The sequence below is a fragment of the Streptomyces sp. CC228A genome, assembly GCF_021390935.1.
Taxonomy (GTDB): domain Bacteria; phylum Actinomycetota; class Actinomycetes; order Streptomycetales; family Streptomycetaceae; genus Streptomyces.
Map to the genome: position 1 here is coordinate 795,022 of NZ_JAJPUI010000001.1, position 12,311 is coordinate 807,332.

Genomic DNA, 12,311 nt, shown 5'->3' on the forward strand with positions numbered 1-12,311 from the left:
ATGAGCGCCGAGATGGAACTGCGCGGCGTACGGGTCCGCTACGGCCCGCTTGAGGCCCTGCACGGCATCGACCTGCTCGTGCCCTCCGGCACCGTCACCGTCCTGCTGGGCCGCAACGGAGCCGGCCGCACGACCCTGCTGCGCACCCTTGCGGGCGCGCTGCGGCCGGCCGGCGGGCGGGTGCTGTGGCGCGGTGCCGACGTCACCCGGCTCCCCGCGTACGAGCGGGCCCGCCGCGGCCTGCGCCTGGTGCCGGACCTGCGCGCCGTGTACGCGGACCTCACCGTCGCCGACAACCTCGTGCTCGCGGCCGGGCCGCCCGGCGACCCGGCGCCCGCGCTCACGGCCTACCCCGAGCTGTGGCCGCTGCTCCCCGCCGGGCGGGCACCCTCTCCGGCGGCGAGCAGCGCATGCTCGCGCTCAGCCGGCTCGTGCTGCCGCCCCCGGCGGCGGCCCCTGCGGGTCGTCCTCGTGGACGAGCCCGCGCTGGGCCTCTCCCCGCCGCGACCGCACGCACCTACGCCCTGCTGGCCGACCTGCGCACGGCCGGCACGGCCGTGGTCGTCGCCGAGCAGCGCGTCCCGCCGGGCCTGCCGCGCGGCACGCTGGTCCACGAACTGCGCCGCGGCGCCCTCGCCTTCAGCGGCGAGCCGGCGGAACTCCTCCCGCCCGGGGCGCCGCCGCCCCGCCCGTGACCGCGGCGGCGGGGATGCCCGCGGGTCGCCGTCGCCGTACCGTCGGGCGCACGGCGAGGGGCGCACCGGCCGGGCCGGTGCGCCCCTGCTGCGGGACGGCTCAGCAGCGGCCGTCGAACCACCTGTTCGAGCTGCCCTTGTCGTTCATGTCGCTGTCCCACGTGGCGCCCCAGCCTGCGTCCAGGCACAGGGACCTGCCCTGGTAGTCGGCGTGCTCGTAGACGCGCACGCTGGAGAAGCTGCCGGGGTGCCCGTTGTTGTACCAGGACGAGCCGTGGTCGTTCATGTACGCCATCGGGGTCTTCGTCCAGTTGGCGTTGGAGTGCTCGAAGCGGGCGACGCCCCAGCCGCCGAGCTGGAAGTCGGTGTCCTTCCAGACGCAGAGGAAGCCCTTCCAGCAGTCCGTGGGGACGCCGCGCTGGCTGCCGTTGTACCAGGACGTCTGGGCGTGGGCCGGCGCCGCGAACGCCCCCACGGCGGCCGCCGCGGTGAGCAGTCCGGTGGCCCAGCGGAGGGACTTGCGCATGAGTGTGCTCCTTCGGAGATCGGTGAGATCGATGAGATCGGTGAGATCGGTGGAACCGCCGCGACCGACGAGTCGGCGCGTCGATGGATCGGTGGGCCGGTGGGCCGGTGGGCCGGTGGGCGAGTGGATCGGTGGATCGGTGGATCGGTTCGTCGGTAAATGGTTGGGAGGTGGATCGGCGGGTCGCTGGGCGGGGCCGGAGGGGGAGCGGGGGCGCGGCGGGAGGTCCGCCGGGCCGCGCGGCCGGCGGACGGGCGCATCGGCGGGCCCGCGGCTGACGGCCGCGCGGTCGCCGTCCCGCAGCTCGGGCGCGGTCAGCTCCGGGCGGGGCGCGCCGGCCCTCCAGCGCACGGGCGACCGCCCGGGTGTAGAAGGCCGCCTCCTCGCGGAAGCGGCCCGCGACCGCCGCCCTGATGTGGTCCTCCTCGGTCCGGGCGCCCGCTTGCGCCAGCCCCGCGGCGCGGTTGCAGCGCGCGTCCGCGACCGCCGTGCGGCGCTCCTCGTCCGCGCCCGCGTCCCGTACGCCCAGCCGCGCCTCGGCCGGGGTGCCGTACCGGAAACCGGCCTTCCGCATGCAGGACCGCCAGGCGTCCAGTGCCCGGGTCCAGCGCGGATCGCGCTCCCGCTCCGCGGCTGTGAGGGTGCGCAGATGGGACACGACCGCCTTGGCCCGCGTCCATGTGCGCAGATCGCCGTAGAGGGCTCCCCGTGCCTCGGAGAGGCAGCCGTCCGCGCTGGTGAACAGCGTGCCGAGGTCCGGCAGCCGGATCGTGACGGCGTCCCGCCGGGTGCCGAGCAGCGCGGTGTCGTAGGCCTCGCGCCGGTCCGGCGGCAGGGACGCCGCGTACCGGTTGTTGGGGTCGCCGCGCCGCGCGCGTTCCTCGGCGCGGCGCTCGGCCGCGTCCCGGGCCCGGAAGGCGGCGAACCCGTAGCCCTCCGCGCGGGCCCGCGCCTCGTCGCCGCTGCCGTACGGGTCGGCCGGCGGTGCGTCGCCGGTGCCGCCGAGCGGGGTCGCGGTGTACGTGAAGCCCTGCCCGCGCATGCACGCCGCGACCAGCCGCTGCTCGGCGAGGTGGAGCCGCTCCTGCTCCTGCCGCGTCGGCGTCGGCACTGCGGGCGGTGGCGTGCGGGGCGCGGCGGCCGGGGGCGGGCCCGGGGCCGTCGCCGCCGGTGGGGCGGCGGGGCCCCGGGGGCCGGCGCACCCGGCCGCTGCCAGCGCGAGGAGCGCCAGGGCCGCGTACCGTGCGCCGGCGCGGGTCGTGCTGCCGTTCACGGTGCGTCCCGTCCCGTCAGCAGGGGCGGCTGACGCCGCCGGTCTCGTCGCCCTTGAGGAAGATCGCGCTGACGTAGCCGACGCCGCCGGCCCGCAGCGGGAGCTGCACCCACTTGTCGTTGGAGTAGCCCTCGGCGTTGACGAGTTGGCCCTTCGTCCAGCAGTTCGCCGGGTACGACTGGTTCGCGTGCACGGAGCTGACGACGTCGCAGGACGTGGAGGCGCAGGAGCGGACGTTGGCGGTGGTCCAGGCCGTCACGCTCGTGCCGCCCCCGCCGCCCCCGCCGCTCCCGGGGGTGCACGGCAGGCCGACTCCCCGGTCCCGCAGGTACGGCACGGGGTCGATGCCGCGGACCGCCGTGGACGTCGACGTGCGGACCCGCAGGTGCAGGTGCACGCCGGTCGAGTCGCCCTCCGAGCCCATGAGCGCGATGCGCTGCCCGGCCGCCACGCGCTGCCCGACGGCGACGTCCCGGTGGTACATGTGCCCGTACTCGGTGACCGTCCCGTCCCCGTGGCGGATCCGGATCCACTGCCCGTAGCCCTGCGCGGGGCCGGAGTTGATGACCTCGCCCGCGGCCACCGCGTAGATCGGCGTGCCCTTGGCGTTGGCGATGTCCACGCCGTCATGGCTGCCGCTGTAGCCCTGGGTCACCCGGCCCGCGGCGGGGCAGGCGCCGGTGGCGGCGGCCGCGGCCGTGGGCGCGGCCGCCGCGGTGCCGGCCTGCGCAGCGCGGCGGGGGCGGTCTGGCCGGGCGCCGCGGCGACGAGCGGCATCAGCAGGGCCGCGGACGCCGTGAGGCGGCGCGAAGCCCGTTGCGGGACAGACGAAGACGCACGAGTGCTCCCTCTCCGGTGGGTCGGTGCCGCCGCCGGGTCGCCCCGGCGGCACCGCCTCGTCGGGCGGTGGTCCGGAACGTATCGGGGCGGGAGCGGCCCCGGGCATCCGTAACGTTACGGAGGGACGCCCCCGGGCCGCCCGCGATAGGGATGGCCGGTACGGCGGGCCCGCGCAGCCGGGCCCGCCTGCCCTGCCGTCCACCCTCCGGGAGCGAACCCACGTGGAACACCGACCCCAGGCCCGTACCCAGGCACCGGCCCGGCCCGGCGCCCTGCCGCCCGCGGGCGGCGGCGCACGTGCCCGCAGGCCCGTCGCCACCGCCGTCCTCGCCTTCCTCGCCGCGCTCGCGGGACTCCTCCTGCCGGCCGCCGCCCCCGCCGCCGCGGCCCCTTCCGCGGCCGCGGCACGGCCGGACTTCCGGCTGCCGTTCCCGTGCGGACAGACCTGGCAGCTCCAGACGTACCGGGGCCATGCGCCCGACGACAAGAAACTCGACATGTACCGGGTCGGCGGCGCCACCCTGGGAGCCACTGTGGTGGCGTCGGCGGCCGGCACGGTCACCGAGTTCTTCGAGCCCGGCGGCCTGGAGATCAACCACGGCGGCGGCTGGTTCACCGTCTACCTGCACATGGACCGCATCGACGTGCGCCTCGGCCAGCGGGTCGCCTCCGGCGCGCCCCTGGGCCGCCTCGGCCTGAAGGGCACGACCGCCGCCCACCTCCACTACGAGCAGTTGTACGACCGCAACGGCGACAACGACGGTGAGACGGACGAGATGGTGCACCCGGTCATCCAGGGCACCGAGTACCGGCTCTCGCCTGACAGCGCCTTCCCCCGCGTCACCAGCACCAACGCCTGCGGAGGCGGCGGGAACCCGGCTCCGGGGAAGTACTGGGTGGACACCTTCGCCGACGCGACGGGCTACGCGTCCGCCGACTGCGTGGGCGACTCCCGCCCCGAGTGCGCCCCGCAGGGCACCCTGCTGAAGGGCACCCACTACGTGCTGTGCAAGAAGTGGGGCGACGAGGTCCGGGTCGGCTCCGACCACAACCACTGGTGGCTGCTGACCGACCTCGACCGGGTCGCCCCGGGCGGCAAGGGCCGGGCGTACGTCTCCGCGTACTACCTCAAGCGGTGGGGCGACGACGAGGCGAAGGACAACGACGGCCGCGACATCCCGCTCTGCTGACGGCCCGCCGGCACGGTTCAGCGCCGGGCGGTCGCGGCGCGCGTGTCCGGCGGGCAGTCCGGGACGGCGGGCCGGTCCTTGGTCCGCACGGCGGCAGCCACGCTTCGCCCCCGCCGGCCGGGAGCCGCACCCGGTACCAGGCCACCGAGCGGGCCCCCGCCTCGTCGGTGATCGACTCCCCCTGCGGGAACCGGCACGACGCGGCCAGCACGTCCCCGTGCCACACGCGGGTCGGCACGACGTTGTCGAGCGTGTACGCCTTCGCCGGGTCGATGGCCAGGCCGAGGCTGCACAGGCGGTCCCGGTCGGTGCGGCCCCGGCAGTGCGCCTCGGCGTTGTACACCCGTACGGAAGCGGGCGCGGCGGACGGCGGGGCGGCCGGGGCGCCGCCGCCACCCCGCTCCGAGGCCCCGTCCTGGCCGTACGCGAGCCAGCCGCCCAGGGCGCCGCACACCGCGAAGGCCCCCGCGCCGCCGCCGCGAGCGCCCGCCGCCGGGAGCGCGCCGCGGGGCGGGGGCGGCGCGCCTCCTCCGCCCGGATGCGGGCCAGCAGCGCGTCGGCCGGGTGCGCCCGGCGCGCTTCGTGCGTCGGGGCGAGGCAGTCGGCGGCCAGCTCCCGCCAGAACGGCGGCACGGCCGGGTCGAGCCGCAGGGCGGCCCGGCCTTCGGCGTACTCCTGCACGGCCGCCGCCCGCGCCGCGGGCGTCGCGCCGGGGAAGGGCGAGGCCCCGCCGGTGAACACCTGGTGCACCAGGATGCCGAAGGCCCACACGTCCGCGGTCGGCCGCACCCGGATGCCGCGTTCGGCGAGCGGCGCCCGCCACCGCTCCGGCGGCAGGCAGTCGGGCGTGCCGACCGGCGCGGTGTAGCCGTGGGTGCCGTCCAGCTCCACCGCGAGGCCGAAGTCGGACAGCCGTGCCGAACCGCCGCGGGTGATGAGGACGTTGCCGGGCTTGAGGTCGCCGTGCACCCAGCCCATGGAGTGCAGCTGGGCGAGCCCCTCGCAGACCTCGGCCAGCAGCCGCGCCGCCTCCTCCTCCGTCCGCTCGTGCGGCAGGACCTCGGCGAGGCTGGCCGCCTCCCGCTCCATGACCAGCACCACGGCGCCGTCGAGCTCGGGGCGTCCGGGGTCGTGGACGACGACGGAGTCCAGCATCCGCACCAGCCTCGGGTGGCGCACCAGCCGCCCCAGCTCGGCCTCGCGGCGCGCGCTGTCCACCAGGTCCCGCGCCTGGCGGGGCGCGAGTCCGGCCGTCGGGAGGAACTTCAGCGCGACCTCGTCCCGCCCGCCGTCCGACGGCTGCTCCGGCCCGCCCCGCGCCACCCCGTCGGGCGCGCGCGGGGCCGTCCTGCCGGGTCGGCCCCGTGCCGCCGTGCCCGGCCCGTCCGTCCGCCGGCCGGCCGCCCCGCCGCCGCCCCGCCGTCCGGCACGTCCGCCGGTGCGCGGCCCCCGGCGGGGTCGACGGCCCGTGCCGCGTACACCGTGCCCCAACCGCCCTGGCCCAGGAGTTCCGTGACCTCCCAGCCGGCCACGCGGTAGCCGCGCGGGACCGCCCCCGCCGGGCCGCCCGGCGTCATCCCGCCACCCCCGGCAGGAGGTGCCCCCGGTGGCGGGCGGGCAGCAGCGGCAGGTGGTCCTCCCGCACCAGGCCGAAGCGCAGCGCCACCCCTGCCACGGCCTCCCGCTTCCCGGTGCGGCGTGCCGCCGCGTCCGGGAGGCGGACCCGCAGCTTCTCCTCGGCGAGGTAGTCCAGGTGGGCGGTGACCGCGCGGGCGGTCAGGCCGCCGTGCACCGGATGGTCCCTGAGCCGCTCCACGATCTGCGGGGTGGTCGGCACGGCGACCGAGGACTCGTCCCGCAGCCGCGGTTCGCACAGGGCGACGAGCACCAGGAAGTAGGCCGCCGTCTCGTCCAGCGAGTACGCGGTGAGCGTCCGCGTGCCCGGGCCGCCGCCCCCCGGGCCGCCCGCGTCGAGGTACACGTGGTCGGGGGCGAACACCTGGAAGGCCACCGCGGGTCCGCGGGCGGGCAGCACCACCCGCGCGAACTCGAACGGGATCGGCGCGCCCACGCGCCGCGGCGGCACCCGCAGGTACTCCCCGGCGCCCTCCGGGTTCTCGACGAGGTAGCCGTGGGTGGTGCTGTGGTTGGTGAGTTGCCAGTGGTCGTCGGTCGCCCGGATCTCCCCGGCGAGCCGCGACACGGCCGGGTCGTCGAACCGCAGGTCCACCCCGTCGCCGTCCCCCGTGCACCCGCCGCGGCCGAACCGGGCCACCTGCCCCGGCCCCAGCCGCAGCGTCACGTTCCCGCCCCCCGCGCCCGGGTGCCCTGCGCCTCCCCCGGACGGTACGTGGATCACCACGCCGCTCATGTGTCCTCCGTCTCTTTCGGGACGCGCGCGGAGGTGGTCAGCCCGGCGCCGCGTCGTACGCCCCCACCTCATATCAGTCCGCGGGGCGCCGTGTGGTTGCAGCAGCCGCACCACCACTCTCCACGGTGGCGGAACCGCCGGCTCCGCCAGGGGACGCGGACGGCTCCGGCGGCCCTGAGGACTCCGGGGACTCGGACTCCGGGGACTCCGGGGACTCCGGGGACTCCGGGGACACGGACGGCGCCGGCGGCGCCGGCGGTTCCGGCGACGCGGTCGCGCCGGTGCCCTGACCGCCCCCGCCCGGCTCGGGGAGGCGGAGCAGCATCCCGGGCCGCAGCCGGTCCGGGTCGTCGCCCAGCACCTCGCGGTTCGCCTCGTACAGGGCTGCCGCGCCGCCCCGCACCCCGAAGCGCCGGGCGACCGAGCTGAGGGTGTCGCCCGGCCGCACGGTGTGGTGGCGGCCCGACAGCCCGTACCTCTCGGAGCACTCGGGCCAGGCCCGCCAGCCCTGCCACCGCAGCACCTCCTGCGCCACCGCGATCTGCTCCTCCCGCGTGGCCAGATGGGCGCGGGGGGCGTGGTCGAGGCCGCCGTACGCCTCCCACGTGGACTGCCGGAACTGGAGGCCGCCGAAGTAGCCGTTGCCGGTGTCGGCGTCCCAGCGGCCGCTGCTCTCGCAGAGGGCGACGCACCCCCAGGGCCAGTCGTCCGGGCAGTCCCGGTGCGTGCCCGTGCCGACCAGGAAGTGGGGGTGGCCGTGGTTCCGCTCGGGCCCGGGCGCCGGCGGCGGGGCGGCCCGCGCCGCGCCGGCCTGCGGCGTGTGGGCTCGCGGTGGTGCGGCGGCGGGGCAGGCCAGCAGCGCGGCGGCGAGCAGCGCGCCCAGCAGCGGCAGCGGCGACGGCACGTGCGGCATCGGCCCACGCTAGGCGCCCGGCCCGGCCCGGCCCGCCAGGCCGGGCGGCGTGCCGCGCCCGCACCCCGCCCGCACCACCCGACCGGTGCAGCCCCATTCGGTTCCCCCGGGCGCGTGACCCCGGCCGCGGCTTGCCCGTTGAACCGGCATGAGGCGTGCCGGGACCGGCCCGGCGCGCCACCGCACGCACCAACGAGTCCGAGGAGCCACCCGTGCCGCGCATGCTCGACGTCAGCGAGGACGTACGCGCCGAGATCGGTGACGAAGAAGCCGACCGGCTGCTCGCCGGCGAGAACGCCCCGGGCAGCTACGACTGCACTTCCTGCCGCACCCCGGGCGACTCCGAGCAGGAACGCACCAGCACCGTGCTGTTCGTCGGCGAGGAGACCGCCGTCCTCGCCTTCGCCCACGCCACCTGCATCCCCTCCCAGGTCGTCCGGGTCTCCGAGGAGCAGCTGCAGGGGGCGGTCCGCTCCATCACCGGCGACGCGCAGCCGCCGGCGCCCGCCGGCGCCCCCGCCCCGGCGCAGTTCCCCGACGGCGCCGAGCAGGCGGTCCTCGGGGTGACCAGCGGCCTGGTGCTCCTCGACGGCGAGCTGCACCCGGCGCTCGTCGTGGAGCCGACCGTGCCGATCGCCCGCCCGGGCTCCGCGGGGACGGGTGACGAGTTCCTGCCGCTCCTGATCGAGCAGGGCTTCGTGCCGGTGTCCGACCTGAACCAGAAGCCGGCCGGGCTCGCCGGCTGGTCGGTGCTGCTGGCCATGGGGCAGCTCCACGCGATCCTCCAGCCCGGCAGCGCCGGGGGGAGCCCGGTCGCGTGGTGGCAGGCGCACCAGCCGCTCCAGGTCACCGAGGGCTGGCGGGCCGCGGCGAACAAGTCGCACACGGTCCTGGTGTTCGCGGCGCCCGTGGGCTCCATCGGCCAGCAGCCGCGTGAGGACCTGCTGCGCGACGCGCTGGAGAAGGCCGCCGCCAACGGACGGCTGGTCGCCGCGGCCATGCCGCTGGCCGGAACCTCCTGATGGACGGGCTGCGCCCCGCCATACGGCCCGCCGTCGCCCCGGCCGGGGCCCCGTACACGGCGTACGGGGCCCCGTCCGGGGCGTACGGATCCGTGTACGGATCCCCCCACGGGTCCCCGTCCGGATCGCCGTACGGATCCCCGTGCGAGCCGCATCCGACGGGGACCGGGGTCGTTGGCACCTACGTGCAGCACTCATACGAGCCGTCCCGCCAGCCGTACCAGCACATTCCGGCCATGCGCCCGGCGGCGCAGCCGGGGTCCGGCGCGCCGAGCGGCTCCCCGGGGTTCTCGGCGACGCCGATCTACGACGCGCTGTACTCCGAGTACCGCCGGTCCTTCCGGGCGCTGCCGGGCGACCGCAGCGACGAGGAGGACCTGCGCTTCCGGGGCTTCGCCTCGCTGGTGCCGCGCCACAGCGGCACCTCGGGGCTCCCCCCGTACGGGCACGGGCATCCCGCCCCGTACGGCGGCTACGCGGCGCTGCCGCCGGCACCGCGCAGAGGGCTGTGACGCGGAAGGGGCCGGGGTGAGGACCTCCTCACCCCGGCCCCTTCCGCATGGGCCGCGGACCCCTACTTCTTCTTGCCGCGCTTCTCGCGGACGCGCACCGAGATGTGGATCGGGGTGCCTTCGAAGCCGAACTCCTCGCGCAGCCGCCGCTCCACGAACCGGCGGTAGCCGTGCTCCAGGAAGCCGGACGAGAACAGCACGAACCGGGGCGGCTTGGTGCCGGCCTGCGTGCCGAACAGGATGCGCGGCTGCTTGCCGCCGCGGATCGGGTGCGGGTGGGCGGAGACCAGCTCGCCGAGGAAGGCGTTCAGGCGCCCGGTCGGGACCCGGGTCTCCCAGCCCGCGAGGGCGGTCTCGATCGCCGGGACGAGCTTGTCCAGGTGGCGGCCGGTGCGGGCGGAGACGTTCACCCGGGGCGCCCAGGCGACCTGCTGCATCTCCGTCTCGATCTCGCGCTCCAGGTAGTAGCGGCGCTCCTCGTCGATGTCGTCCCACTTGTTGTACGCGATGACCAGGGCGCGCCCGGCCTCGACGGCCATGGTGATGATGCGCTGGTCCTGGACGCTGATCGACTCGGACGTGTCGATGAGGACGACGGCGACCTCGGCCTTCTCGACGGCGGCCGCCGTCCGCAGCGAGGCGTAGTAGTCGGCGCCCTCCTGGAGGTGGACGCGCTTGCGGATGCCGGCCGTGTCGACGAACTTCCACGTGGTGCCGCCGAGTTCGATGAGCTCGTCGACGGGGTCGCGGGTGGTGCCGGCGAGCTCGTTGACGACGACGCGCTCCTCGCCGGCGAGCTTGTTCAGCAGCGACGACTTGCCGACGTTGGGCCGGCCGATCAGCGCGATGCGGCGCGGGCCGCCGGGCGCCGAGCCGAAGGTCTGGGCGGGCGCCTCCGGCAGGGCCTTCAGCACCTCGTCGAGCAGGTCGCCGGTACCGCGGCCGTGCAGGGCGGACACGGGGAACGGCTCGCCGAGGCCCAGGGACCACAGCATGGCGGCGTCGGCCTCGCCCGACGGGCCGTCCACCTTGTTGGCCGCGAGGACGACGGGCTTCCCGGCGCGGCGGAGCAGCTTGACGACCGCCTCGTCGGTGTCGGTGGGGCCGACGGTCGCGTCGACGACGAAGACGACCGCGTCGGCGGCCTCGATGGCGTACTCGGCCTGGGCGGCGACGGAGGCGTCGATGCCCAGGACGTCCTGCTCCCAGCCGCCGGTGTCGACGACCTTGAAGCGGCGCCCGGCCCACTCGGCCTCGTACGTGACGCGGTCGCGGGTGACGCCGGGGCGGTCCTCGACGACCGCCTCGCGGCGGCCGATGATGCGGTTCACCAGGGTCGACTTGCCGACGTTCGGGCGGCCGACGACGGCGAGGACGGGGAGCGGGCCGTGGCCGGCCTCCTCGATCGCGCCCTCGACCTCCTCGATGTCGAAGCCCTCTTCGGCGGCGAGCTCCATGAACTCCGTGTACTCGGCGTCGCCAAGTGCCCCGTGGTCGTGCTGGTCGTTCATGAAGTCCGTTCCTCGTGCGTTCGTGGTGGTCGGTGGGCCCCCGTGCGGGCGGGCCCACTACTGTGAGTGTCGCTCAGCGCCCGGTGAGGCGCCTGGCGTTTTCCAGATGGGCGGCGAGCCGCTCCTGGATGCGTACGGTGGCCTCGTCGAGCGCCTTGCGGGTGCGCCGGCCGCTTCCGTCGGCGGCCTGGAAGGCGTCGCCGAAGACGACGTCGACCCGGCCGCGCAGCGGCGGCAGCGCCTTGACCAGCCGTCCCTGCCGTTCGCTGCTCCCCAGGACGGCCACGGGGACGATCGGCGCCCCGGACCGTACGGCGAAGTAGGCGAGGCCCGCGCGGAGCGAGGCGAAGTCGCCCTCTCCCCGGGTGCCCTCGGGGAAGATCCCGAGGGCGCCTCCTGCCGCCAGGACGTCGAGGGCGCCGGTGATCGCGGTGCGGTCGGCCGCGGAGCGGTCCACCTTGATCTGGCCGATGCCCTCCAGGAACCGGCCGAGCGGTCCGACGAACGCCTCCTGCTTGATCAGGAAGTGCACGGGGCGCGGCGCGGTGCCCATCAGCATGGGGCCGTCGAGGTTGTGGGCGTGGTTGACGGCGAAGATGACGGGGCCGGCGGCCGGGACGCGCCAGGCCCCCAGGACGCGCGGCTTCCACAGGCCGTACATCAGGCCGATGCCGATGCGCCGTCCGGTGGCGGCCCCCTTCGCGGACGGCGGGGTCACCGGGCGGCCGTCCGCTTCTCCTCCACGAGGGTGACGACGCACTCGACGACCTGCTGGAGCGTCAGCTCGGTGGTGTCGACCTCGACGGCGTCGCCGGCCTTGGCCAGCGGGGAGGTCTTGCGGGTGGAGTCGGCGGCGTCCCGCTTGATGAGGGCTTCCTTGGTGGCGGAGACGTCGGCGCCCTTCAGCTCACCGGCGCGGCGGGCGGCGCGGGCCTCCGGGGAGGCGGTGAGGAAGATCTTCAGGTCGGCGTCGGGGAGGACGGTCGTGCCGATGTCGCGGCCCTCCACGACGATGCCCTGCGGGGCCGCGGCCGCGATGGAGCGCTGCAGCTCGGTGATCCGGGTGCGGATCTCCGGGACCGCGCTGACCGCGCTGACCTTGGCGGTGACCTCGGGGGTGCGGATCGGGCCTGAGGCGTCCACGCCGTCGACGGTGATGGTCGGGTGGGACGGGTCGGTGCCGGAGACGATGGCGGGCTTCCCCGCGGCGTCGGCGACGGCGGCCGGGTCGGCGGTGTCGATCCCGTTGGTGATCATCCACCAGGTGATCGCGCGGTACTGCGCGCCGGTGTCCAGGTAGCTCAGCCCCAGCTTGGCGGCCACGGCCTTGGAGGTGCTCGACTTGCCCGTGCCGGAGGGGCCATCGATGGCGACGATCACGGATTCCACGGTGTCGGACACCTTCCTGGTGAAGCGGGAGACGGGTCGGCCGGTTGCCGGGCACCCGCCACAAGGTTA

At 76.3% G+C, this 12,311-nt stretch carries 9 protein-coding genes and 3 pseudogenes; 4 read left to right on the top strand and 8 right to left on the bottom strand.

The genetic code is table 11. The features are described from left to right. Nucleotides 1-695, top strand: a pseudogene (locus L6E17_RS31350) (ATP-binding cassette domain-containing protein). A 100-nt stretch (nucleotides 696-795) separates the two neighbouring features. On the opposite strand, the gene L6E17_RS03540 reads toward L6E17_RS31350, so the two are convergent. Both L6E17_RS03540 and L6E17_RS03545 read right to left on the bottom strand, forming a co-directional pair. Next, nucleotides 796-1,221, bottom strand: a complete 426-nt coding sequence (locus tag L6E17_RS03540; protein WP_236239278.1) for a peptidase inhibitor family I36 protein — start codon at nucleotides 1,219-1,221, stop codon at nucleotides 796-798. Nucleotides 1,222-2,510: 1,289 nt separating this feature from the next. Beyond that, on the bottom strand, nucleotides 2,511-3,149 hold the full coding sequence (locus tag L6E17_RS03545) for a M23 family metallopeptidase (RefSeq protein WP_236239279.1): 639 nt from the start codon (nucleotides 3,147-3,149) through the stop codon (nucleotides 2,511-2,513). 544 nt (nucleotides 3,150-3,693) lie between these two features. On the opposite strand from L6E17_RS03545, the gene L6E17_RS03550 reads away from it, so the two are divergent. Then, nucleotides 3,694-4,524 (top strand): M23 family metallopeptidase, encoded by an 831-nt coding sequence (locus L6E17_RS03550; protein ID WP_236239639.1) that lies wholly within the window; start codon nucleotides 3,694-3,696, stop codon nucleotides 4,522-4,524. A 633-nt stretch (nucleotides 4,525-5,157) separates the two neighbouring features. On the opposite strand, the pseudogene L6E17_RS03555 reads toward L6E17_RS03550, so the two are convergent. From L6E17_RS03555 to L6E17_RS30855, 3 genes and pseudogenes are all read right to left on the bottom strand, one after another. After that, nucleotides 5,158-5,847: pseudogene (locus L6E17_RS03555) on the bottom strand (protein kinase); the annotation flags it as partial. A 250-nt stretch (nucleotides 5,848-6,097) separates the two neighbouring features. Continuing rightward, on the bottom strand, nucleotides 6,098-6,895 hold the full coding sequence (locus L6E17_RS03560) for a serine/threonine protein kinase (RefSeq protein ID WP_236239280.1): 798 nt from the start codon (nucleotides 6,893-6,895) through the stop codon (nucleotides 6,098-6,100). A 277-nt stretch (nucleotides 6,896-7,172) separates the two neighbouring features. Next, a pseudogene (locus L6E17_RS30855) lies at nucleotides 7,173-7,808 on the bottom strand (transglycosylase family protein); the annotation flags it as partial. A 212-nt stretch (nucleotides 7,809-8,020) separates the two neighbouring features. Between L6E17_RS30855 and L6E17_RS03570 the strand changes: the two are divergent. Beyond that, on the top strand, nucleotides 8,021-8,830 hold the full coding sequence (locus tag L6E17_RS03570) for a hypothetical protein (RefSeq protein ID WP_236239281.1): 810 nt from the start codon (nucleotides 8,021-8,023) through the stop codon (nucleotides 8,828-8,830). Nucleotides 8,831-9,066: 236 nt separating this feature from the next. Next, nucleotides 9,067-9,342, top strand: a complete 276-nt coding sequence (locus L6E17_RS30860; protein ID WP_308315817.1) for a hypothetical protein — start codon at nucleotides 9,067-9,069, stop codon at nucleotides 9,340-9,342. A gap of 62 nt (nucleotides 9,343-9,404) precedes the next feature. On the opposite strand, the gene der is transcribed toward L6E17_RS30860, so the two are convergent. The 3 genes from der to cmk all read right to left on the bottom strand — a co-directional run bounded on the left by der (nucleotide 9,405) and on the right by cmk (nucleotide 12,254). Continuing rightward, complete coding sequence (der, locus tag L6E17_RS03580) at nucleotides 9,405-10,853, bottom strand: ribosome biogenesis GTPase Der (RefSeq protein WP_236239282.1); 1,449 nt, start codon at nucleotides 10,851-10,853, stop codon at nucleotides 9,405-9,407. Nucleotides 10,854-10,926: 73 nt separating this feature from the next. Continuing rightward, on the bottom strand, nucleotides 10,927-11,514 hold the full coding sequence (locus tag L6E17_RS03585) for a 1-acyl-sn-glycerol-3-phosphate acyltransferase (RefSeq protein WP_236239640.1): 588 nt from the start codon (nucleotides 11,512-11,514) through the stop codon (nucleotides 10,927-10,929). Nucleotides 11,515-11,567: 53 nt separating this feature from the next. Then, nucleotides 11,568-12,254, bottom strand: coding sequence for a (d)CMP kinase (gene cmk / locus L6E17_RS03590; RefSeq protein ID WP_236239283.1), 687 nt, complete (start codon nucleotides 12,252-12,254; stop codon nucleotides 11,568-11,570). Between the last annotated feature and the right edge of the window lie 57 nt (nucleotides 12,255-12,311).

Coding starts and splice junctions, on each gene's coding strand:
- L6E17_RS03540 (WP_236239278.1), bottom strand. CDS start 1,221: ATGCGCAAGTCCCTCCGCTGGGCCACCGGACTGCTCACCGCGGCGGCC.
- L6E17_RS03560 (WP_236239280.1), bottom strand. CDS start 6,895: ATGAGCGGCGTGGTGATCCACGTACCGTCCGGGGGAGGCGCAGGGCAC.
- L6E17_RS30860 (WP_308315817.1), top strand. CDS start 9,067: ATGCGCCCGGCGGCGCAGCCGGGGTCCGGCGCGCCGAGCGGCTCCCCG.
- der (WP_236239282.1), bottom strand. CDS start 10,853: ATGAACGACCAGCACGACCACGGGGCACTTGGCGACGCCGAGTACACG.
- L6E17_RS03585 (WP_236239640.1), bottom strand. CDS start 11,514: ATGTACGGCCTGTGGAAGCCGCGCGTCCTGGGGGCCTGGCGCGTCCCG.